The organism is Kaistia sp. SLG-1 (assembly GCF_059699055.1).
The window spans coordinates 4,008,049-4,029,288 of the sequence record NZ_AP048544.1; the positions used below are offsets into that span (position 1 = coordinate 4,008,049).

The 21,240-nt window shown below is 66.1% G+C and carries 20 protein-coding genes and 1 pseudogene; 13 read left to right on the forward strand and 8 right to left on the reverse strand.

Translation table 11 applies throughout. The features are described from left to right. Positions 1–129: 129 nt before the first annotated feature. Together AC6HZP_RS18520 and AC6HZP_RS18525 are read left to right on the forward strand one after the other, a co-directional pair. On the forward strand, positions 130–432 hold the full coding sequence (locus tag AC6HZP_RS18520) for a TM2 domain-containing protein (protein WP_497524036.1): 303 nt from the start codon (positions 130–132) through the stop codon (positions 430–432). Between the two features lie 67 nt (positions 433–499). Next, a complete protein-coding gene (locus tag AC6HZP_RS18525) occupies positions 500–1,327 on the forward strand; it encodes an SDR family NAD(P)-dependent oxidoreductase (protein WP_497524037.1) in 828 nt (275 codons plus the stop codon). A 322-nt stretch (positions 1,328–1,649) separates the two neighbouring features. Here AC6HZP_RS18525 and mmsB read toward each other — a convergent pair whose 3' ends face one another. The 3 genes from mmsB to chvE form a co-directional block, all read right to left on the reverse strand. Beyond that, entirely contained in the window at positions 1,650–2,939 is a 1,290-nt protein-coding gene (gene mmsB / locus AC6HZP_RS18530) for a multiple monosaccharide ABC transporter permease (protein WP_244669997.1), read from the reverse strand. After that, the gene (gene mmsA, locus AC6HZP_RS18535) at positions 2,933–4,468 is read right to left on the reverse strand and encodes a multiple monosaccharide ABC transporter ATP-binding protein (RefSeq protein ID WP_497524038.1); all 1,536 of its coding nucleotides are present in this window, start codon (positions 4,466–4,468) and stop codon (positions 2,933–2,935) included. The genes mmsB and mmsA overlap by 7 nt, the downstream gene beginning before the upstream one ends. A gap of 105 nt (positions 4,469–4,573) precedes the next feature. After that, entirely contained in the window at positions 4,574–5,644 is a 1,071-nt protein-coding gene (gene chvE, locus AC6HZP_RS18540) for a multiple monosaccharide ABC transporter substrate-binding protein (protein ID WP_201400485.1), read from the reverse strand. Positions 5,645–6,184: 540 nt separating this feature from the next. Here chvE and AC6HZP_RS18545 point away from each other — a divergent pair. After that, positions 6,185–6,493 carry a hypothetical protein gene (locus tag AC6HZP_RS18545; RefSeq protein WP_497524039.1) on the forward strand — a complete coding sequence of 103 codons (309 nt, stop codon included), beginning with the start codon at positions 6,185–6,187 and terminating at the stop codon, positions 6,491–6,493. Between the two features lie 130 nt (positions 6,494–6,623). Beyond that, positions 6,624–7,346 carry a phytochelatin synthase family protein gene (locus AC6HZP_RS18550; RefSeq protein WP_497524040.1) on the forward strand — a complete coding sequence of 241 codons (723 nt, stop codon included), beginning with the start codon at positions 6,624–6,626 and terminating at the stop codon, positions 7,344–7,346. A 7-nt stretch (positions 7,347–7,353) separates the two neighbouring features. On the opposite strand, the gene AC6HZP_RS18555 is transcribed toward AC6HZP_RS18550, so the two are convergent. Continuing rightward, complete coding sequence (locus AC6HZP_RS18555) at positions 7,354–7,920, reverse strand: hypothetical protein (protein WP_497524041.1); 567 nt, start codon at positions 7,918–7,920, stop codon at positions 7,354–7,356. 153 nt (positions 7,921–8,073) lie between these two features. Between AC6HZP_RS18555 and AC6HZP_RS18560 the strand changes: the two genes are divergently transcribed. Then, on the forward strand, positions 8,074–8,790 hold the full coding sequence (locus AC6HZP_RS18560) for an MgtC/SapB family protein (protein ID WP_497524042.1): 717 nt from the start codon (positions 8,074–8,076) through the stop codon (positions 8,788–8,790). Between the two features lie 778 nt (positions 8,791–9,568). On the opposite strand, the pseudogene uvrB reads toward AC6HZP_RS18560, so the two are convergent. Then, positions 9,569–12,130, reverse strand: a pseudogene (gene uvrB, locus AC6HZP_RS18565) (excinuclease ABC subunit UvrB); the annotation flags it as partial. Between the two features lie 124 nt (positions 12,131–12,254). Between uvrB and AC6HZP_RS18570 the strand changes: the two are divergent. Continuing rightward, positions 12,255–13,010: an AraC family transcriptional regulator gene (locus AC6HZP_RS18570; RefSeq protein ID WP_497524043.1), complete on the forward strand. Its 756-nt coding sequence runs from the start codon at positions 12,255–12,257 to the stop codon at positions 13,008–13,010. 101 nt (positions 13,011–13,111) lie between these two features. Next, positions 13,112–14,080, forward strand: coding sequence for a DMT family transporter (locus tag AC6HZP_RS18575; protein WP_497524044.1), 969 nt, complete (start codon positions 13,112–13,114; stop codon positions 14,078–14,080). On the opposite strand, the gene AC6HZP_RS18580 is transcribed toward AC6HZP_RS18575, so the two are convergent. Then, complete coding sequence (locus AC6HZP_RS18580) at positions 14,055–15,086, reverse strand: Ldh family oxidoreductase (protein ID WP_497524045.1); 1,032 nt, start codon at positions 15,084–15,086, stop codon at positions 14,055–14,057. The genes AC6HZP_RS18575 and AC6HZP_RS18580 overlap by 26 nt on opposite strands. A 214-nt stretch (positions 15,087–15,300) precedes the next feature. On the opposite strand from AC6HZP_RS18580, the gene AC6HZP_RS18585 reads away from it, so the two are divergent. The 5 genes from AC6HZP_RS18585 (at position 15,301) to AC6HZP_RS18605 (ending at position 18,416) form a co-directional block, all read left to right on the forward strand. Continuing rightward, positions 15,301–15,717 (forward strand): YciI family protein, encoded by a 417-nt coding sequence (locus tag AC6HZP_RS18585; protein ID WP_497524046.1) that lies wholly within the window; start codon positions 15,301–15,303, stop codon positions 15,715–15,717. Positions 15,718–15,755: 38 nt separating this feature from the next. Continuing rightward, the gene (locus tag AC6HZP_RS18590; protein WP_497524047.1) at positions 15,756–16,175 is read left to right on the forward strand and encodes a YciI family protein; all 420 of its coding nucleotides are present in this window, start codon (positions 15,756–15,758) and stop codon (positions 16,173–16,175) included. 58 nt (positions 16,176–16,233) lie between these two features. Beyond that, entirely contained in the window at positions 16,234–16,773 is a 540-nt protein-coding gene (locus AC6HZP_RS18595; protein ID WP_497524048.1) for an SRPBCC family protein, read from the forward strand. Between the two features lie 71 nt (positions 16,774–16,844). Then, positions 16,845–18,146, forward strand: coding sequence for an RNA polymerase sigma factor (locus AC6HZP_RS18600; RefSeq protein WP_497524049.1), 1,302 nt, complete (start codon positions 16,845–16,847; stop codon positions 18,144–18,146). A 48-nt stretch (positions 18,147–18,194) separates the two neighbouring features. Then, positions 18,195–18,416 carry a SlyX family protein gene (locus AC6HZP_RS18605; RefSeq protein WP_497524050.1) on the forward strand — a complete coding sequence of 74 codons (222 nt, stop codon included), beginning with the start codon at positions 18,195–18,197 and terminating at the stop codon, positions 18,414–18,416. On the opposite strand, the gene AC6HZP_RS18610 is transcribed toward AC6HZP_RS18605, so the two are convergent. After that, positions 18,410–19,252 carry an SDR family oxidoreductase gene (locus tag AC6HZP_RS18610; protein ID WP_497524051.1) on the reverse strand — a complete coding sequence of 281 codons (843 nt, stop codon included), beginning with the start codon at positions 19,250–19,252 and terminating at the stop codon, positions 18,410–18,412. The two genes, AC6HZP_RS18605 and AC6HZP_RS18610, sit on opposite strands and share 7 nt — an antisense overlap. Positions 19,253–19,364: 112 nt before the next feature. On the opposite strand from AC6HZP_RS18610, the gene AC6HZP_RS18615 reads away from it, so the two are divergent. Continuing rightward, the gene (locus AC6HZP_RS18615) at positions 19,365–20,294 is read left to right on the forward strand and encodes a LysR family transcriptional regulator (RefSeq protein ID WP_497524052.1); all 930 of its coding nucleotides are present in this window, start codon (positions 19,365–19,367) and stop codon (positions 20,292–20,294) included. Between the two features lie 326 nt (positions 20,295–20,620). Here the strand turns inward: AC6HZP_RS18615 and AC6HZP_RS18620 are convergent, their stop codons facing one another. Further along, positions 20,621–21,088, reverse strand: a complete 468-nt coding sequence (locus AC6HZP_RS18620) for a DUF4126 family protein (protein ID WP_497524053.1) — start codon at positions 21,086–21,088, stop codon at positions 20,621–20,623. Positions 21,089–21,240: the final 152 nt, after the last annotated feature.

The window sequence follows — 21,240 nt, forward strand, 5'->3', positions numbered from 1 at the left end:
CACTCTGCCCGCGCCATCGCCGCCGTCAAGAAGCGATTTGTCGCCGGAAAGGACCAGGCCCGGCGAGAAGCCGGCTTCCCTTTCCGCTGGGTTCCGCTAGGGTCCCGGCAACACAAGGGGACCGGGACCATGTCGCTGACGACCGAAGAGAAGATGCTGATCGAGATGCGCGTGGCCAATGAGAGCCCGAGCACGGCGACCGCCTATCTGCTCTGGATCTTCCTCTGGTTCGTCTCGGCGCATCGCTTCTATCTCGGCCGTCCCGGCAGCGCGATCCTGCAGATCCTCTGCTATTTCATCGTCATCGGCTTCATCTGGGTGCTGATCGACGCCTTCCTCATTCCCGGCATGATCCGCGACAAGCAGGACGAGATCCGCCGCCGGCTGGAGCGCGCCGCGCTCACCGGCACCATCTCGTCGAGATCTTCCTAGCGGCTGGACAATCCGGGGCGGCGCGCCTTAGCCTCGCGCTTCCGCCACCAAGACCGGACGCTCCGCCATGACCCATCCCGCGCTTGCCGAAAACCATGTCGCCGTCATCACGGGCGGCGCCTCCGGCATCGGCCTCGCCGCCGCGAGGAAGTTTCAGGCGCTGGGGCTGAAGGTCGCCATCGCCGATTATCGCCAGGACGCGCTCGACGCGGCGGCGGCCTCGCTCGGCCCCGATGTGCTGGCCGTTCGCGCCAACGTCGCCAGCCGCGAGGATGTCGAGAAGCTGAAGGACGCCGTCTACGAACGCTTCGGCAAGGTCAACGTGCTGATGAACAATGCCGGCACCGACGGCGCCGGTCCCGTCCTCGGCTCGCTCGACAATTGGCAGCGCGTCATCGGCACCAACCTCTTCGGCGTCGTCAACGGCATGCAGGTCTTCGTGCCGGAAATGCTTGATGGCACCGAGCCCGGCCTCGTCATCAATACCGGCTCCAAGCAGGGCATCACCACGCCGCCGGGCGATGCCGGCTACAACGTCTCCAAGGCCGGCGTGAAGGTCGCGACCGAGGCGCTGGCGCACGAACTGCGCAATATCGAGGGCGCGAAGATCACCGCGCATCTGCTGATCCCCGGCTTCGTCTGGACGCACCTGACCAAAGGCGAGCGCACCGAGAAGCCGGCCGGCGCCTGGACGCCGGAAGAGACGGTCGACTTCATGCTCGCCTCGCTCGAGCGCGGCGATTTCTACATCCTCTGCCCCGACAACGACGTCGACCGCGCCACCGACGAGAAGCGCATCCTCTGGGCCGCCGGCGACATAGTCGAAAACCGCCCGCCGCTGTCGCGCTGGCACAAGGATTTTGGCGACAAGTTCAAGGCCTATCTGAAGGGGTGAGTCCAGGGCTCTTGCTTTCCCTCTCCCGAAGGGGGGGGGGAGATTTTCGTACAATGCCGGCAGTCATGCAGTCCCCGATCCCCATCATCCTGAGGAGGCTTGCGGTAGCAAGCCGTCTCGAAGGACGCACCGCCTTGGGGCAACAGTTGAACCGCTCTGCGTGCTTCGAGACGGCCCTTCGGGCCTCCTCAGCATGTTGATGATGGTGTTGGCCTCCTGAGGGAGAACGGAGGCCCCCAGCGTCCCGCAGCCCACCCAACAAAAAAGCCCCCCGCTCGGCCGAGCAGGGGGCTTCTTCATTTCTGCCGCGGCTGGAAAGCCGTCAGCTCTTGTTCTTGTTGTAGACGTCGAAGACCACGGCGCCGAGCAGGACGAGGCCCTTCACGACCTGCTGCCAGTCGACGTTGACGCCCATGATCGACATGCCGTTGTTCATCACGCCCATGATGAAGCCGCCGACGACGGTGCTGATCACCTGGCCAACGCCGCCCATGGCCGACGCGCCGCCGATGAACACCGCCGCGATGACATCGAGCTCGCTGCCGAGGCCGGCGGCCGGCACGGCCTGGCCGAGGCGGGCCGCGATGATCAGGCCGCCGAGCGCCGACAGCACGCCCATGTTGATGAAGACGAGGAGCGTCAGCCGCTCGGTCTTGATGCCGGAGAGCTGCGCCGCCTTGATGTTGCCGCCCATCGCGTAGACGCGACGGCCGATGGTCGTGTGCCGCGTGATGAAGAAGAAGATCGCGACGAGGATGCCCATCACCACGAGCACGATCGGGAAGCCGCGATAAACCGCGAACTGGTAGACGAAGAACAGGGCGAGCGCCGAGATGACGACCGTCTTGACGACGAAGAGCACGAAGGGCTCGGCCTCATAGCCATGCTTCTCGCGCGTCCGGCGCGAGCGCAGGCCCGAGATCGCATAAGCCAGAACCGCGATGATGCCGAGCACGACCGTGGTCATGTTGAGCGTGATGCCGCTGCCGAAAACCGTCTTGCCGGCCGCGTTGACCGTCGGCGGGACGAGAACCCAGGTGCCGAGCACTTCCGGAATGAAACCCGAGCTCAGCGCCTTGAAGGAATCGGGAAGCGGGCCGACCGAGGAGCCGCCGCCGAGCAGGCCCTGGCAGAGGCCGCGGAACACCAGCATGCCGCCGAGCGTGACGATGAAGCTCGGGATCCGGTGATAGGCGATCCAGTAGCCCTGCGCCGCGCCGATGGCGCCGCCGACGATCAGGCAGACGATCGCCACGACCAGCGGATTGCCGAGGAACCCGCCGAGCGGCCAGATCACCATCATCATCGCCGCGAGCGCGCCGACGAAGCCCGCGACCGAGCCGACGGAAAGGTCGATATGGCCGGAGACGATGACCAGCAGCATGCCGAGTGCCATCACGATGATGAAGCTGTTCTGCTGCACGAGATTGCTGAGGTTGACCGGCTTGAACAGGGTGCCCGTCGTCAGCTGGAAGAACACCATGATGGCGATCAGCGCCAGGAGGAGTCCGTATTCCCGGAGATTGGACGTGAATGACGAGACGGGAACGCGTGGCGCGCTCGGCACGTCCTGGGCAACGCCCGACTGTGTGGGAACGGTGTCAGTCATGATGCAATTCTTCCTTCTCCGCGCACGATGGCGCGCATGATCTTCTCCTGGCTGGCCTCGCTTGCCGCCATCTCGCCGACGATTGCGCCTTCGTTCATGACGTAGATGCGGTCGGTGATGCCGAGGAGCTCAGGCATTTCGGAAGAGATCACGATGATCGCCTTGCCCTCGGCCGCCAGCCGGGCAATGATCGTGTAGATCTCGTATTTGGCGCCGACGTCGATGCCGCGCGTCGGCTCGTCGAGGATCAGCACTTCCGGGTTGGCGAAGAGCCATTTGCTCAGCACCACCTTCTGCTGGTTGCCACCCGAGAGATTTCCGGTCTTCTGATAGACGCTGGGCGAGCGAATATTCGTCTTGCTGCGATATTCGTTGGCGACATCCAGTTCCTTCAGGTCGTTGATGACGCCGTAGCCCGACACGCCCTTCAGATTGGCGATCGTGATGTTGTTCTTGATGTCCTCGATCAGGTTGAGGCCGTAGACCTTGCGATCTTCCGTGACATAGGCCAGGCCGCGCTTGACCGCCTTGTCGACCGTCGAGAGATCGATCGGCTTGCCGTGCAGCTCGACCTCGCCGGTGATCTTGCGGCCATAGCTGCGCCCGAACAGGCTCATGGCGAATTCGGTGCGCCCGGCGCCCATCAAGCCGGCGATGCCGACGACCTCGCCCTTGCGGACATTCAGGTCGATGTTCTTGATGACCTGACGTTCCGCATGCAGCGGATGATAGACCGACCAGTTCTTCACCTCGAACAGGACCTCGCCGATCTTCGGGTCGCGCGGCGGGTAGCGGTCTTCGAGCGAGCGACCCACCATCGAGGTGATGATCCGGTCCTCGCTGATCTGGCTGCGATCGAGCGTCTCGATCGTGCGCCCGTCGCGAATGACCGTGACATGGTCGGCGACGCGGTTGATCTCGTTCAGCTTGTGCGAAATGATGATCGAGGTGATGCCCTCGCGCTTGAACTCGAGCAGCAGATCGAGGAGCGCCTGGCTGTCCTTCTCCGAAAGAGAGGCCGTCGGCTCGTCGAGGATCAGCAGCTCGACTTCCTTGCTCAGCGCCTTGGCGATCTCCACCAATTGCTGCTTGCCGGTGCCGATATTGGTGATCAGCGTATTCGGATCTTCGCTGAGCCCCACCTTCTTCAGCAGGTTGCGGGTCCGCTCTTCATTCGCGGTCCAGTCGATCACGCCGAACTTCGCGTTTTCGTTTCCGAGAAAGATGTTTTCGGTGATCGACAGCATCGGGACCAGGGCCAGTTCCTGGTGGATGATGACGATGCCCTTCTCCTCGCTGTCATGAATGCCCCGGAAGTGGCATTCGTTACCGCGATAGATGATCTGGCCTTCGTAATCGCCGTTCGGATAAACGCCGGAAAGGACTTTCATCAGAGTCGACTTGCCGGCGCCATTCTCGCCGCAGATGGCGTGAATTTCGCCTTCCTCGACTTTGAGATTGACGTTCGACAGCGCCTTGACCCCGGGAAAGGTCTTGGTGATGTCGCGCATCTCGAGAATATAGGAAGTCATGCAGAGCCGCTCCGGAAAGGGCATATGGGCCGGGAGACACTAGCCCCTGGCCGGCCTTACAAGAAAGGGCCCCGCCGAAGCGAGGCCCTCTCCTCTATGTCGTGATTACTTGAGTTCGTCGGCCTTGATGTAGCCGGACTCGACGACGAGCGCCTCGTAGTTCCCCTTGTCCACCGCGTGCGGCTTCAGCAGGATCGACGGGACGACCTTGACGTCGTTGTTGTAGGTCTTGGTGTCGAGGTTCTCCGGCTTGCCGCCTGAGAGGACCGTGTCGAGCAGGTCGACGGTCGTCTTGGCGAGCTCGCGGGTGTCCTTGAACACCGTCGAGTACTGCTCGCCGCCGATGATCGCCTTGACCGAAGCGGTCTCGGCGTCCTGGCCGGTCACGATCGGCCAGGGCTGATCGCCGGTGCCGTAGCCGACGCCGCGCAGCGACGCGATGATGCCGCGGGCCAGGCCGTCATTCGGCGCGAGAACGCCATCGACGCGCGAGCCGTCCGCGTAGTTGGCCGACAGGAGGTTGTCCATGCGGGCCTGGGCGGTGGCGGCGAGCCAGGTCATCGTGCCGACCTTGTCCATGCCGGTCTGGCCCGACTTGATCTTGATCGTGCCGTCATCGATCAGCGGCTGCAGGACCGACAGGGCGCCGTCATAGAAGAAGTAGGCGTTGTTGTCGTCCGGCGAACCGCCGAACAGCTCGACGTTCCACGGCTTGGTGTCCGGGAAGCGCGCCTTCAGGCCCTCGATCAGCGAATTCGCCTGGATCACGCCGACGCCGTAATTGTCGAAGGTCGTGTAGTAGTCGACATTCGGGGTCTTCTTGATCAGACGGTCATAGGCGATGACGACGACACCGGCGTCAGCAGCCTTCTGCAGCGCGTCGGTCAGCGTCGTGCCGTCGATCGAGGCGACGATCAGGGCCTTCGGGCCCTTGGTGATCACGTTCTCGAGCTGGCTGAGCTGGTTCGGGATATTGTCCTGCGCATACTGCAGGTCGACCGTGTAGCCCTTGGCCTCGAGCTGCGACTTGACGTCGGCGCCGTCATTGATCCAGCGCTGAATCGTCTTCGTCGGCATCAGAACGCCGACAAGGCCCTTGTCTTCCGCGTGCGCTGCCGGCGCGAGGGCCAGCATGCTGACGGTAACCGCCGCAAGCGCGGACTTGAACAACTTCATTCGTCTTCTCCCAATTAGTACGACGTCTGTTCACGCGTGTCGCCCAAGCCGCCGATCCAGGCGGCTTCGCCTCCACGAGCCTACGATCACAATGCCATGCAACCCTGCGGTTGCCATCGTCCACCAATCCCGCCCTACCGAGCCGAACGACACTCAGCACCACTTCGTATGATTTAATTCGGGCCTCAGTCAAATACGATTTTGCATTGCGCTCATCCTCTTGAGATCAGCGACGAAATTAGCGGCAATTTCGAAGCATCTCCGGTGGGCTGATGAATTTGTGGGCAGCGCATGGCCGTTTCAGCGGCGCGCGCACCAACGATCCGCGACGGCACCCGAAGCGTCACGCCGCCTTCACCGAGCCGGCCTCGAAAGGCCCTAGGCGAGGCGCCCGCCCCGCTTGAGTCACCCCTGAAATCACAATCCGATGCCGGGCATGACACGGCGAAGTGATACTCAGTTTATGCTTGCACACAGCATGTGGTTCTACACTGACGTGCCGCCGAAGAATGACGGCTATCGCCAATGTGGGAGGAAAATATGCGCGCATGGTCCATGGTCATGGCGGTTGTCGGCTTGGCAACGGTCGCCGCCAGCCCCGCTTTCGCCGCCGACGCCATGATGATGAAGAAGGGCGAGACCGTCATGATGATGCCGGACGGCCACATGGGCCGGATGGCGCATACCGACAAGATGATGACGGACGCCATGATGAAGGATGCCAAGCCGATGGACAGCTGCGTCATGATGATGATGGGCTCCGACGGCAAGATGTACATGGCGAACGACATGAAGATGACGGACGGCAAAATGGCGTGCGAGACCGCCATGAAGATGAAGAAGAAATAGCCGCCGGGAAGGACCCATCCTTGGATCGACGCCGCTCGGCGCCGCCATTCCAGTCTCATAGCCGGGAGCGATGCCGGGCCACGGCCGCCTCGGCGTTTCCGCCGGTCCACGTCCCGCCAGGAGCGCCGCGATGATCGTCTCCCCCTTCCGGATCGTGTTTTTCGTGCTGGTCGCAATCTCGGGCGCTAGCGCCGAGACGCTGCCGCTGCCCAGCAATTTGATCGGTGCCGCGACGGAGGAAGGCGAGGCGCTGCTGGTCGGCGCCGAGGCGCGCGAGGCCTATTTCTCGCTCGCCGACCAGTTCGTCACCCAGAAGAACCAGGCCTATTGCGGCGTCGCCTCGATGGTCATGGTGCTGAACGCTGCCGGCGTCCCCGCCCCGGCCGCCCCGGGATACGAGCCCTACCACGTCTTCACGCAGGACAATCTGCTCGACGAGCGCACGGACGCGATCGTGGCGCGCGAGACGATCCTCAAGCAGGGCATGACGCTCGACGAACTCGGCGGCGTTCTGACGACGCAGCCGGTCGACGTGACGGTCCAGCATGCCGGCGATACCAGCCTCGACGCCTTCCGCGAGACGGCGCGCGACTATCTCGCGAAATCAGGCCATTTCGTCGTCGTCAATTATCTGCGCAAGTCGATCCGGCAGGAGGTCGGCGGCCACATCTCGCCGCTCGCCGCCTATGACGCCGACAGCGACCGCTTCCTGATTCTCGACGTCGCCCGCTACAAATATCCGCCCGTCTGGGTCACTAGCGCCGACCTCTTCGCCGCGATGAACACCCCCGACGACGCTAATGGCGGCCGCACGCGCGGCTTCGTGCTCGTCGCGCCAAAGGACAAGGACTAGACGCGCGTCAGTCCTGCCCCGGATCGGGCCGCTCGCAGGCGCGCTGGACCGCGGCAAGCATCCGCTGCCGGATCAGGCCGCTGACCGGGCGGATCAGATACCAGTAGGGCGCGAAACGGCGGAGCGCCGCGTGATCGGGGCAATGGACCCGCGTCTCGGTGGCGAGAAGCGTGCCGGCCTCGGTCCTTTTGGCGGCGAAGCCCACGACCAACTTAGCCACGCCGGGCTCGTGGAAGGCGCGGAACGCCGCGCCGTCCGGGATCGCCACCAGCCCGAAATCCCGGCGCCAGAACCGGCCGACCAGGCCATACACGATCTCGCTCGCGGGCCGCTCGGCGAGCCGGGTGAAGTTTGCCAATCCGAACGGCGCGGAGAGCGTCGCCGGACGGCCGGAGAATCGGGCCGACAGCCGCATTGGCAACTCGCGCAGGCCGATCATCGCAGCGAAGAAGCGGTCATTGTCCGGTCGATAGGCCGCGACGGCCGTCATGACGCGCTCCGGCGCGGCCGCGATCGGGCGGGAATGGCGTTCGCTGAACTGATAGGCGGGAAGATAGTCGTCGATGAGCGCCATGCCGGCTTCCTGATTCCCCGGCATTGTCACGCTCGGGGCTGGACTGGCCAGCCAGCCTTTTGTCGCGGCGGGCATGGGCGTCGTCATGCGCCGTGCATACGCGCCGGCTAAGATGATTCGTTTGATTCTTCCCCTCTTCGATCAGGGCCGAAATTGCGCTTCATCGAGACTTTCCAGTTCTGGCCCTTCCTCGACACCGTCGTCAGCCTGACCGCCGCCTTCATCTTCGGAACGCTGGTCGGCGCCGAACGCCAGTATCGCCAGCGCACGGCGGGCCTTCGGACCAACGTGCTTGTCGCGGTCGGCGCCGCCGCCTTCGTCGACCTCGCCATGGCGATCACCGGACCGGTCGAGGCGACGCGCGTCATCTCCTATGTGGTGTCGGGCGTCGGCTTCCTCGGCGCCGGCGCGATCATGCGCGAAGGCATGAACGTCCGCGGCCTCAACACGGCGGCGACGCTCTGGTGCGCGGCGGCGATCGGCGCCTGCGCGGGCGCCGACATGATCGCGCATGCGGCGCTGGTCACCGTGTTCGTCATCGCCGGCAACACGTTGCTCAGGCCGCTCGTCAATGCCATCAACCGCATCCCGCTCGACGAAGAAGCGTCAGAAGCGACCTATGAGGTGACGGTGACGGTGCGCGACACCGATCTGCCGCGACTGCGGACCGTCGTGGCCGACATGCTGGAAAAGGCGCACTACCCGGCCGGCGACATCGAGGTGGTCGAGCGCGGCGAGAACCTCGCCGAGATCGTCGTGACGCTGGTCAGCACATCGGTGAAGGCAAGCGAGATGGACGCGGTCGCCCGCCGCATCGAACGGCTCACGGGCGTCACCCACGCCTCCTGGGCGCTCAGCACCAAGGATTGATTTCCCGCCGCAGATGGGGGCGCTTGGCCGGGATAGCGCCACCTGCGTTATCCGACCAGCCCCCGCTTGAACCCTCCCCTTGAGGGAGGGTCAAAACCGCGAACCGGTTTTGGGGAGGGGTTCCTTTGCCGAGTCGCGAGGCATGGGCGTCTGAGAGAAGACATGGCCATCCGAGAGATCGGAGCAGTCTCTCCAAAGCCCCCCGCCCCGAAAACGCGAAGGGCGTTTTCGACCCTCCCTCAAGGGGAAGGTTCAAGAAAGCCGAAGCCCGTCCTGCCTCCGCCTCTCCAGAGGAGACCTCTGCAAAACACCACACTCATCATGCTGAGGAGGCCCGAGGGCCGTCTCGAAGCACGCAGAGCGGCTGCACAATCGACAAGCTGCGCTGCGACCGTGCGTCCTTCGAGGCCCGAGCTATGCTCGGGCACCTCAGGATGATGGATATCGGGCGCGGCATGACGGCCGGATAGGGGTTCCTCTGAGGGCGAGGAAGCCGACGGCTCTACCGCCGCTTCGGACCCTTGCGGCCGGCCGTGCTGCCGGCGCGGCCGCCGACCGAGCGGCCGCCGGGGCGATGGTTCGTCGTCATCGGATCGGGCCGGCGCGGCCGCTCGTGCTCGTCGGTCGCGACCGAGGTCAGGTTGGAACTGACCCCCATCTCGTCCAGATCGGGCTTTCGCGCCCGCGTCGCGGGAATCTCGGTGCGCTTCACCGTCATCTCGTCGAGATCGTTCTTGCGCGCGCGAGTCGCCGGCTCCGGCGGCAGGTTGGCGGCGTTGCCGTATTTGCGCTCGCCGCGATAGCCGCCGGTGCGGTCGTCGATCGCCGACTGCCGCGCCAGCGGATCGTCGGCGATGGCGAGCTCGGTCTCCTTGAGACGCTTGATCTCGTCGCGCAGCCGCGCCGCCGTCTCGAATTCGAGGTTCATGGCGGCGTCGCGCATCTTCTTCTCGAGCGCGTCGAGATGCGCCTTCAGATTGTTGCCGACCAGCGCCGTATCGGCGAGGCCGGCGTCGACCGTGACATGGTCCTGCTCGTAGACGGACGACAGGATGTCGCCGATCTGCTTCTTGACCGATTCCGGCGTGATGCCGTGCTCGGCATTGTAGGCCATCTGCTTCTCGCGACGGCGATTGGTCTCCGCCATCGCCCGCTCCATCGAGCCGGTGATGCGGTCGGCATAGAGCACGACCTTGCCGTCGACGTTACGCGCCGCGCGGCCGATGGTCTGGATCAGCGACGTCTCGGAGCGCAGGAAGCCTTCCTTGTCGGCGTCAAGGATGGCGACCAGTCCGCATTCCGGAATGTCGAGACCCTCGCGCAGCAGGTTGATGCCGATCAGCACGTCGAAGGCGCCGAGCCGCAGGTCGCGGATGATCTCGATGCGCTCCAGCGTCTCGACGTCGGAATGCATGTAGCGGACGCGGACGCCGTTCTCGTGCAGATATTCGGTCAGGTCCTCGGCCATGCGCTTGGTCAGCGTTGTGACCAGCGTGCGATAGCCCTTCGCCGCCGTCTCGCGCACTTCGCCGAGCAGGTCGTCGACCTGGCTGGTCGCTGAGCGGATCTCGACCGGCGGATCGATCAGGCCGGTCGGCCGGATCACCTGCTCGGTGAAGACGCCGCCGGTCGCTTCCATCTCCCAGGTGCCGGGAGTCGCCGAGACGTGCACCGTCTGCGGCCGCATGGCGTCCCATTCCTCGAAGCGCAGCGGCCGGTTGTCCATGCAGGACGGCAGGCGGAAGCCGTATTCGGCCAGCGTCGCCTTGCGCCGGAAGTCGCCGCGATACATGCCGCCGATCTGCGGAATGGTGACGTGGCTCTCGTCAGTGAAGACGAGCGCGTTGTCTGGCAGATATTCGAACAGGGTCGGCGGCGGCTCGCCCGGCAGGCGGCCGGTCAGGTAGCGCGAATAGTTCTCGATGCCGGCGCAGGAGCCGGTCGCCTCCATCATCTCGATGTCGAAGCGGCAGCGCTGCTCCAGCCTTTGCGCCTCGAGCAGGCGACCGGAGGCCTCCAGCTCGGCCAGACGCAGCCGGAGCTCGTGCTTGATCGAGGCAATCGCCTGGTTCAGCGTCGGCTTCGGCGTCACATAGTGCGAATTGGCGTAGACCTTGACGAATTTGAGCTCGGCCGTCTTCTGGCCGGTCAAGGGATCGAACTCGGTGATGCTCTCGACCTCGTCGCCGAACAGCGACAGCCGCCAGGCGCGATCCTCCAAGTGGGCCGGGAAAATCTCGACCGTGTCGCCGCGCACCCGGAAGGTGCCGCGGACGAAATTCAGGTCCTGGCGCTTGTATTGCAGCGCCACCAGATCGGCGAGCAGCTGCCGCTGGTCGAGCTTCTCGCCGAGCTCGATGCCGAAGGTCATCGCCGTATAGGTCTCGACCGAGCCGATACCGTAAATGCAGGAGACCGAGGCGACGATGATGACGTCGTCGCGTTCCAGGAGCGAGCGCGTCGCCGAATGGCGCATGCGGTCGATCTGCTCGTTCACCGAGGATTCCTTCTCGATGAAGGTATCCGTGCGCGGCACATAGGCCTCGGGCTGGTAGTAATCGTAGTAGGAGACGAAATACTCGACGGCGTTGTCCGGGAAGAACGCCTTGAACTCGCCGTAGAGCTGCGCGGCGAGCGTCTTGTTCGGCGCCAGGATCAGCGCCGGCCGCTGCGTGTTCTCGATCACCTTGGCCATGGTGAAGGTCTTGCCGGAACCGGTGACGCCCAAGAGAACCTGGTCGCGCTCCTGTTCGGCGACGCCCTCAACCAGCTCGCGGATGGCGTTCGGCTGGTCGCCGCGCGGCTCGAAGGGCGAGACGATCTGGAACGGCCTACCGCCTTCCGACTTTTCCGGCCGCGGCGGCCGATGCGGCACCCAGGTCTTGTCCTGGATCTCCGGCCGGCCGGTCTCGATCAGCGCCGACAGCGCCGCGACAGTCGCCGTCACCGACGACGCCGACATCGATTCCGCCTCTTCGAGGCTGATCTCGAGACCGGAGACGGGATTGAGGCCGCTCGCGGCGCGCTCGCGCGCCGTCGCGGCGATGCCGATCGAGGTGCCGCGCGAGGATTTGTGCGTGTCGCCGGCGCCCTTTTCCGCCTTCTTGTCGGCCTTCTTGGCGCCCTTCGCCTTCCGTCCCTCGTCGACCGGCAGGTCGACGAGCTGCATGCGCTCGGGGCGGGCGCGCGGCGCGCGTTTCGGCTTGGGGGCGATCGGCTCGGCGTCCGCCGCGCGCGCGATCTCCTCCATCCAGTCGGCGATATTGCCCGACAGGGGAGTGCCTTCGAGCGGAGCCTGCGGCGCTTCGCCGAAGCCGGAAGTTTTGGGACGCTTGGCCATGGGTACGAAAGTAGAACAGCCTCGGCGGAATTTGAAGAGGTCGGCACGCAAAGTTTGCGGCGAGATCTCGGCCCCTGAGAGATCTCCGTTCAAAATGTCCGGCGCGAGCTGATAGGATGGATCCATGCGCCCGCACGCCCTCCTCAACCTCGATATCCGCAGCTATGGCGGCGTCAGCGCGCCGCACCGGCACGATTTCGCGCAGCTGGTGCTGCCGCTGAGGGGCACGCTGGCGATCGACATCGCCGGCCGCGAACAGCAGCTCGACGCCTTCCGCGCCGCCTTCGTCGAGACGGGCCTGCCGCATTCGCAGGAGGGCGACCGCGCCAACCGCTCGCTTATCGTCGATCTCGACCTGACGCAGCTCGCCCCTGACGTCGCCGACCGGCTGGTCGCCCGCCCGTTCCTGCCGCTGGCGCCCATGGCGAACCGGCTGATCGACTATATGAGCCTCGTCGCCGGCGGCGACGGCGCGCAGGACGACCAGCTGGAACACTGGCTGCCGCTGCTGCTCGACGCGCTGGTGCAGACGCCGGCGCGGCCGCAATCCCGGCTGGCGGCCCTGCTCGGCCAGATCGAGGCCGCACCCGGTCAACCCTGGACGACCGAGCGGATGGCGGAGAGGATCGCCATGAGCGTCAGCCGTCTGCACGCGCTGTTCCGCAGCGAGCTGGATACGACGCCGGCCGCCTGGCTGTCGGAGCTGCGGCTCCGGCGGGCGCGCGAATGGCTGGCGAATTCGGACACCTCCATCGCCGAGCTGGCGTTCCGCGCCGGCTATTCCGACCAGAATGCGCTGACCCGCGCCATGCGCCGCACGACGGGCCTGACGCCCGCCGCCTATCGCCGCCAGAGCCGGGCAACGGACCGAACCGAATGAAGGCCGAACGTTCCTGGAGAGCTTTGGCCTAGAATGCGATAGCCTCGGCCGAGAAACGCCCATCCCGACCTGTCATGACCGGGCCTTTCCCGGAGACAATCGTGACCAGCAACGGCAGGATATGGGTTGGAGTTGGCTGCGGCATCGCGGCGGGCGCGCTATGGGGCCTCGTCTTCCTGGCGCCCGAGCTCGTGCGCGAGTTCACGCCGCTGCAGCTCGCCACCGCACGCTATCTCGCCTATGGCCTGTTCGCGATCGTGCTGATCGCGCCGCGCTGGCGCCGGGTGGTTCGCCAGCTAACGCCGCGCGACTGGTGGGCGCTGGTCTGGCTCAGCCTGCTCGGCAACATCTTCTACTATGTGCTGCTGGCCAGCGCCGTTCAGCTCGGCGGCATTGCCATGACCTCGCTGATCATCGGCTTCCTGCCAGTTGCCGTGACGCTGATCGGCAGCCGCGACCATGGCGCGACACCGCTGTCGCGGCTGGCGCCGTCGCTGCTGCTCGGCACGGCAGGGATTCTCTGCATCGGCTGGCAATCGCTGCAGTCGATCGACGCGGGCCTGCAGCCGGGCGGCCTTATCGGGCTTGCCTGCGCCATCGCCGCGCTGGCGTCGTGGACGAGCTTTGCCATCGGTAACGCCCGCTGGCTGGTCCGCGTTCGCCATTTGTCGTCGCATGACTGGAATCTGCTGACCGGCGTCGTGACGGGCGGGCTGGCGCTGCTGCTGCTGCCGCCGGCGATCCTGATCGGCGCGCATAGCCACGATGCCAGCGAATGGCTGCGCTTCGCCGCCGTCGCGGCCGGCGTCGCGCTGTTCGCCTCGATCATCGGCAATGCGTTCTGGAACTGGATGAGCCGCCTGATGCCGCTCACTCTGGTCGGCCAGATGATCCTGTTCGAGACGCTGTTCGCGCTGCTCTACGGCTTTCTCTGGGAACGCCGCCTGCCGACGACGCTGGAAGGCGTCGCCATCGTCCTGGTGGTGGCGAGCGTCTTCGCCTGCGTCACGGCGCACCGGGTGCGGGACGGCAAGGGGGAGGCCGTCAGCCAGCCCGGGGCAGCGCCATGATCTGTTCGTACAAAGGGCGCGGAACGTGGACGCCGTTCGCCAGGCTGCGCGCCCGCGCCGCGTAGCGGCGCGTCGACGGAAGCCGCGCGCCCTGGTCCGCGATCGCCGAGAACAGCCGCTCGCTGCTCGCCTGATTGTCGCGCGAACCGCCGCCGAGGATCGCCGGATCGAAGGCGATCAGGATCTCGCCATGGCAGGGCGCGGCCTTGAGGCCATCGTCGAAATCCATCGATTCCAGGCTGGTCATGTCGGCAATCAGCGGCCCGGCCAATAGCTCGATCATGGTCGAGAGCGCCGAGCCCTTGTGGCCGCCGAAGGTCAGCATCGCGCCTTCGAGCGCCGCTGCCGCGTCTGTGGTGGGATTGCCGTCCGCGTCGAGCGCCCAGCCTTCCTGGAGCGGCTTGCCGGCCATCTTGTGCAGCGAGATATCGCCGCGCGCGATGGCGCTGGTGGCGAAATCGAACACGTAGGGCTCCCGCCCCTCGCGCGGCCAGCCGAAGGCGATCGGATTGGTGCCGAACGCGCCCTTGGTGCCGCCGGCCGGCGCGACCCAGCTGTGGCTCGGCGTCATGGCGATCGCCACCAGCCCCTGCGCCGTCAGCCTCTCGATCTCGGGCCAGAGCGCCGTGATGTGGAAGCAGTTGTTGATCGCGAGCACCGAGATGCCAATCGCCCTCGCCTTCTCGACGAAGCGCGGCATCGCCGCTTCGAGCGCCGGCAGCGAGAAGCCGAACTGCGCGTCGACCCTGGTCACCGCCGCCGTCGTATCCGTGACGACAGGCACGGCGTTCCGGTTGAAGCGCGGATGATGGATCGTCTGGACGCAGCCGGGTAGCCGGAACAGGCCATGCGAATGGCATTCGTCGCGCTGGCCCTCGGTCAGCACGCGGGCGAGCGGGGCCGCCTGCGCCTCCGTCAGTCCGGCCGCGACCAGGACCGATTTCGAGAGCGCGAACACCTCGTCGAGGCTGAGCACGACATCGTCGCCGGAATGCGCCTTGTCCAATCCGTCCTCCCGTCGCCGCTCCACCACCCGACCGTGTCTAGCAGCGCCCCGGTAGCCGGACAACGCCAGGGTCCGAGCGCAACGTGGCGACGGAAAAAAGATCGACGCCCTGTCGATTCCGTGATGCCCCGCTCGTCGTGTTGTCAGAGCACGGGGATTACCGTCTCGCCATCCGCCGGTTCGCCGGCGTCCTCGAGGAAGCAGGAGCGGACCGATGCGGTTCATGATCCTCGTCAAGGCCAACCGGGACACGGAAGCGGGCGTCATGCCGGAGGAAAAGCGGATCGCCGAAATGGCCGCCTATCACGAGGATCTGGCCAAGGCAGGCGCCCTGCTTGACGCCTCCGGCCTGCAGCCGACCGCGAAGGGCGCGCGGATCCGCTTTTCCGGCGGCCAGCGCCTCGTCATCGACGGTCCGTTCGCCGAGGCGAAGGAGCTGATCGCCGGCTACACGATCATCGAGGTCAAGTCGCGCGACGAGGCGATCGCCTGGGCGAAGCGGATGCCGAACCCGGCCGGCGAAGGCCGGGATGCCGAGATCGAGCTGCGGCAATTGTTTGAATTCGACGATTTCGCGCCGAGCCCGTCGATCGATCGGCTGCGCCAGATCGAAACCGGCTCCAAGGGCTGAACGAACTCCCTACCCTTTCTCACGCACAGGATACGACCATGCGCTTCATGCTGCTGATGATCCCCAAGGGCTACGAGACGGCGACGCCGGGCACGCTGCCCGACGCGGAAGGCGTCGCGGAAATGATGAAGTTCAACGAGGCCCTGCAGAAGGCCGGCATATTGCTCGCCTGCGACGGCCTGCATCCGCCCTCCATGGGCGCCCGCGTCAGCTTTCCCGGCGGCAAGCCGGTGGTGCAGGACGGCCCCTTCGCCGAGGCGAAGGAGGTGCTCGGCGGCTATTGGATGATCCGCGTCGGCTCCCGCGAAGAAGCGATCGAATGGGCGAAGAAATGCCCGGGCGGCGAGAACGAGGTCATCGAAATCCGCCAGGTGCAGGAAATGGACGACTTCCCCGAGGACGTCCAGAAGGCGGCCGCCGGCTTCGAGGCGATGCAGACCGGAGCGAACAGCGCCTGACGGCGCAACACGCGCAGTCCCAATTTTCCGCGCTGTTCCAACTTTCCAGGAGAGCCTCATGCTGAAATTCATTGCCATCGCGCTCGCGCTGCTGATCGTCGTCATCGGAGCGGTCGTCGCCTATGCGGCGACCCGCCCGGACCGCCTCCACATCCAGCGCGAGGCGCGCATTCACGCGCCGCCGGAACGGATCTTCCCGCTGCTCAACGACTTCCACAGCTGGGCGCTCTGGTCGCCCTATGAGAAGCTCGACCCGGCCATGCAGCGGACCTTCGCCGGTCCCGCCAGCGGCGAAGGGTCCGTCTACGAATGGAGCGGCAGCGGCAAGGTCGGCGCCGGACGGATGGAGATCGCTAAGACCTCGCCGCCATCGCAGCTCCGCATCGACCTCGATTTCATCAAGCCGATGCGGTCCAGCAGCATCGCCGAGTTCACGCTCGTCCCGGATGGCGACGCTACGCGGGTGCGCTGGTCGATGGACGGCCCGGCGCCGCTCGTCACCCGCGTGATGGGCCTCTTCGTCGACATGGACAAGCTGATCGGCAGCGACTTCGAGAGCGGTCTCGCCAATCTGAAGGCCGCGACCGAAGGCGGCTGAGGGTGGCGGCATACCACAACGTCATGCAACCGACTTGCGCCGGCGGACGGGACGTGGCCTGATCCGCAACCGTGAGCAATGCGGAGACACATCAGGCGATCAACGCAGTCTGGCGGATCGAGCAGGCCAAGCTCGTCGCCGGGCTCGCCCGCATGCTGCGCGACATCTCGCTCGCCGAGGAGCTGGCGCAGGACGCGCTGGTCGCAGCCCTCGAACGCTGGCCGGAACAGGGCATTCCCGACAATCCCGGCGCCTGGCTCATGGCGACCGCCAAGCGCCGGGCGATCGACCGGCTGCGCCATCGCAAGATGCAGGATCGCAAGCATGTCGAGATCGGCTACGGGCTCGATCTCGACCAGGAGGATGTCGTCGCCGCGCTGGAGGCGCGGCTCGACGACGATATCGGCGACGATCTCCTCAAGCTCATCTTCACCGCCTGCCATCCGATCCTGTCGCGCGAGGCGCGCGTCGCGCTGACGCTGCGGCTGATCGGCGGCCTCTCCACCCCGGAGATCGCCCGCGCCTTCTTCGTGCCGGAGCCGACGATCGCCCAGCGCATCGTCCGCGCGAAGCGGTCGCTGGCCGATGCCGACGTCGCCTATGAGGTGCCGCGCGGCGCGGAACTGTCGGAACGCCTCGCCTCGGTCTGCGAGGTGATCTACCTGATCTTCAACGAAGGCTACGCGGCGACTGCCGGCGAGGACTGGATCCGGCCGCAGCTGGCGCAGGAGGCGCTGCGCCTCGGCCGCATCCTCGCGGGTCTCGCGCCCGAGGAGCCGGAAGTACACGGCCTGGTGGCGCTGATGGAGATCCAGTCATCGCGCTTCGCGGCGAGGGTCGGTCCCAATGGCGAGCCAGTGCTGCTCTTGGACCAGAACCGCGCCCGCTGGGATCATCTGCTGATCCGGCGCGGTCTCGCGGCGCTGGCGCGCGCCGAGGCGCTGGGGCCGCGCGGCCCCTATACGCTGCAGGCCGCGATCGCCGCCTGCCATGCCCGCGCCGCGGTAGCGGAGCAGACCGACTGGCTGCGGATCGCCGATCTCTATGCCGAGCTCGCCGCCCTCACCCCCTCGCCCGTCGTCGAGCTCAACCGCGCCGTCGCCGTCGCCATGGCCTATGGCCCGGCGGCGGGCCTCGCCATCGCCGACGCGCTGACGAACGAGCCGGCGCTCGCCACCTCGCATCTCCTGCCCGGCGTTCGGGCAGACTTCCTGATGAAGCTCGGCCGCCTCGACGAGGCGGCGCGCGAGTTTGAACGCGCGGCCTCGCTCACGAGGAACCAGCGCGAACGCGAGCTCCTTCTCGCCCGCGCGGCCGAGTGCGCCGCGGAGACGCGGCCGGCCTCGCTTGCATCGACAAGCCGCACGCCTTAGGGAGCGGGTCCGGTCCGCTCGCGGACAACGCGGAACAAGGAGGATCGGATGGCCGAAACGGACGCGCTCGCGACCCGCATCGACGCGCTCGAGATCCGCCTCGCCTATCAGGACGAGACGATCGAGGATCTGAACAAGGCCGTCACCGATCAGTGGAAGCAGATCGACCTGCTCACCCGCAAGATCGCGCAGCTGACAGACCAGCTGCGCGAGACGACCGAACAGATCGGTCGCCCGAACCTGCCGGAGCCGCCGCCGCCGCACTATTGAGCGGGTGTTTGCTTGCGGAAATGCGAGCGCATGAACTCGACATAGTCGGCGTCGTCGAGGGTGCGCCGCGCCTTGACGAAGCCGCGCGCATCGTCGCCGACGAGATAGCGCAGACGGTCGGTGCCATCCGTAATCGCGCCGAAGATGACCTCGGCGATATCGGCTGAATTCATCGTCCGCGCGCTGCCCATCTGGGCGAAGGCGGCGTTGCTGCGGGCGACGAAGTCGTCATAGTCGGCCAGCGCCGGATCGGTGACAAAATCCTCGGCCGAGCGCTCGGAGAAGCGCGTCGCCGCGACGCCGCCATGCGGGATGACCAGCTTGACCGTGATGTTCTGCGAGGCGAGCTCGTAGGAAAGCGCCTCGGAGAAACCCTCCAGCGCGAACTTGCTGGCGCAGTAGAGCGAGATCAGCGGCAGCGTGAACATGCCGGCGCCGGAGCTGACATTGAGGACGACGCCGCTCTGGTTGGCGCGGAAATGCGGCAGGATCGCCCGCGTGACGTCCATGACGCCGAAGACGTTGACGTCGAACTGGCGCTGGATCACCTCGCGCGGCAGCGCCTCGAACAGGCCGTACTGGCCGTAGCCGGCATTGTTGACCAGCGCGTCGATGCGGCCGAAGCGCTCGATGCCGGCAGCGATCGCCGACTGGATGCTCGCCAGGTCCTCGACATCGAGGCGCGCGACCAGCACGTCGTCGAGGCCGGCGAAATCGGCGTCGCGCTCGGGGTTGCGCATGGTCGCAACCACGTTCCAGCCCTTGCCGGCGAAGAGCCGGACGGCGGCCTGGCCGATGCCGGAGGACGCGCCGGTGACGAGGACGGTCTGCTTCATGGGATTCTCCATCGGGGCCGGACGGGGGGATCCGGCGAAGGCGACAATGGACACGCTTGATTGATGTGACAATCTGGCCAATCCTGCACAGCGTGATGCAGGAATTCGAACAATGAACCGGACCGGCCTGTTTGAGCTCAATGCCCTCGTGGCGATCTCGACCCACCGCAGCTTTCGCGCCGCGGCGCGCGAACTCGGCATGTCGCCCTCGGCGCTCAGCCACGCCGTCGCGACGCTTGAGAGCCGAATGGGCGTGCGGCTGTTCAACCGCACCACGCGCAGCGTCTCGCTGTCGGAGGCCGGCGAGCAGTTCCTCGCCCAGATCCGGCCGGCGCTGCGGGATATCTCCGACGCGATGGAGGCGGTCAACCGGTTCCGCGACACGCCGACCGGCATCCTCCGCATCAACACCTCGGAGGGCGCGGCGATGCGGATTCTCGCGCCAGTGGTGCTCGAATTTCTCCGGCGCTTTCCCGACATGCAGATCGATCTCGTCACCGAAGGACGGCTGGTCGACATCGTGGCCGAGGGTTTCGACGCCGGGATAAGGCTGGCCGATCTGGTGCCGCAGGACATGATCAGTGTGCCGTGCAGCCCGGCGCTGAGCTTCGCCGTCGTCGGCTCACCGGCCTATTTCGCCGGCAGGACGCTGCCGCTCACGCCGGGCGACCTGCTGGCGCATGACTGCATCCGCAGCCGCGTGCCGAGCGGCGGCGTCTATCGCTGGGAGTTCGAGCGGCATGGCGAAACGCTGGAGGTCGACGTCAAGGGACCGCTGACCCTGGACAACCACAATCTGATGGTCGAGGCCGCCCTGCGGGGCGCCGGCCTGATCTGGACCAGCGAATGGTCGGTGGCGCCGCACATTGAGGCCGGGCGGCTCGTGCGCGTGCTGCAGGACTGGACGCCGGCAACGCCGGGCCTCTGCCTCTACTATCCCGGCCGCCGCCACGTCCCGGCCGGGTTGCGGGCCTTCATCGCCCTGATCCGCGAGGTGACGAGCGCCGAGAGGGCGGCCGCGCGCTCGGTGTCTGGCCCGTAGTGCGGATTGAAGCGAGGATACAGAAACTCCCCCTCCAGCCCCGGGGGACGGCTCCTCGTCCCATCCCAATTGGGGCCACCCTCCGTCGTCATCCCTGCGAAAGCAGGGATCCATGTCGACCCCCGTTCGGGATCCGGGCGGCAGGCAACCCGGCGGAAGTGGATCCCGGCTCGGAGGCCGGGATGACGGCGAGCGTGGGACAGCGTTGCGAGACAAGTTCTGAAGAGGATTCTTCACAACGAGCCTGAAAGGCCAGAGCCCGGGCTGCGTTCTCGTTCACCTCTTCCTGAGGGAGAGGTGAAGGCAACGCGGCCGGGGCAAGATAATCAGGTGACGTAGGCGACGACCCAGAGCGCCAGGCCGATGGCGATGGCGTCTTCGAGCAGCGCGATGGGAAGGTCCCTGCCGCCCGTCGCCGCGACCAGGCGCTTGCGCGCCTCGTAGCCGCCGAGCGTGCCGATCACGGCGCCGATCGCGCCGGCGACGAGGCCGCCAACCCAGCTCCCGCCGGCGAAGCCGATCGCCGCGCCGCTGACGGCGCCCATGAAGATCCGGGCGCCGAACTGCACCGGCACCTTGCGGCTCGGCGTGGACGGCAACTGGTCGGTGATCAGCTCCGCCAGCGCCAGGAGGCTCAGGATCCACGGCACGATCCAATGGCCGAGGAAAGCGAGCCAGCTGCCGTCGAGATTGATCCAGCCGAGATAGGCCGCCCAGCTGACCGCCGCAGGCGCGGTCATCGCGCGCAGTCCGGCGACGACGCCGATCAACAAAGCCAAAATATAGAGTGCCATGCCAACTTCCCCCGCGAGCCAACTCGTTCAGATGACGGCTTTCCGGTTTGCGAAACCAGAGGAATATGCAGCGGCCGAAAAGAAAAACTCCAGCAGCCCGTCCGGAGATCGAACGGGAAGCAAATATTACCCTACGGAAACCAAGATCGGCA

What these genes read in the sequence shown, in the direction of transcription:
- AC6HZP_RS18585 (WP_497524046.1), top strand. Translation starts at nt 15,301, where the DNA reads ATGCGGTTCATGATCCTCGTCAAGGCCAACCGGGACACGGAAGCGGGC.
- AC6HZP_RS18615 (WP_497524052.1), top strand. Translation starts at nt 19,365, where the DNA reads ATGAACCGGACCGGCCTGTTTGAGCTCAATGCCCTCGTGGCGATCTCG.
- AC6HZP_RS18545 (WP_497524039.1), top strand. Translation starts at nt 6,185, where the DNA reads ATGCGCGCATGGTCCATGGTCATGGCGGTTGTCGGCTTGGCAACGGTC.
- chvE (WP_201400485.1), bottom strand. Translation starts at nt 5,644, where the DNA reads ATGAAGTTGTTCAAGTCCGCGCTTGCGGCGGTTACCGTCAGCATGCTG.
- AC6HZP_RS18605 (WP_497524050.1), top strand. Translation starts at nt 18,195, where the DNA reads ATGGCCGAAACGGACGCGCTCGCGACCCGCATCGACGCGCTCGAGATC.
- AC6HZP_RS18520 (WP_497524036.1), top strand. Translation starts at nt 130, where the DNA reads ATGTCGCTGACGACCGAAGAGAAGATGCTGATCGAGATGCGCGTGGCC.
- AC6HZP_RS18590 (WP_497524047.1), top strand. Translation starts at nt 15,756, where the DNA reads ATGCGCTTCATGCTGCTGATGATCCCCAAGGGCTACGAGACGGCGACG.
- AC6HZP_RS18610 (WP_497524051.1), bottom strand. Translation starts at nt 19,252, where the DNA reads ATGAAGCAGACCGTCCTCGTCACCGGCGCGTCCTCCGGCATCGGCCAG.
- AC6HZP_RS18555 (WP_497524041.1), bottom strand. Translation starts at nt 7,920, where the DNA reads ATGGCGCTCATCGACGACTATCTTCCCGCCTATCAGTTCAGCGAACGC.
- AC6HZP_RS18620 (WP_497524053.1), bottom strand. Translation starts at nt 21,088, where the DNA reads ATGGCACTCTATATTTTGGCTTTGTTGATCGGCGTCGTCGCCGGACTG.
- mmsA (WP_497524038.1), bottom strand. Translation starts at nt 4,468, where the DNA reads ATGACTTCCTATATTCTCGAGATGCGCGACATCACCAAGACCTTTCCC.
- AC6HZP_RS18525 (WP_497524037.1), top strand. Translation starts at nt 500, where the DNA reads ATGACCCATCCCGCGCTTGCCGAAAACCATGTCGCCGTCATCACGGGC.
- AC6HZP_RS18550 (WP_497524040.1), top strand. Translation starts at nt 6,624, where the DNA reads ATGATCGTCTCCCCCTTCCGGATCGTGTTTTTCGTGCTGGTCGCAATC.
- AC6HZP_RS18570 (WP_497524043.1), top strand. Translation starts at nt 12,255, where the DNA reads ATGCGCCCGCACGCCCTCCTCAACCTCGATATCCGCAGCTATGGCGGC.
- AC6HZP_RS18595 (WP_497524048.1), top strand. Translation starts at nt 16,234, where the DNA reads ATGCTGAAATTCATTGCCATCGCGCTCGCGCTGCTGATCGTCGTCATC.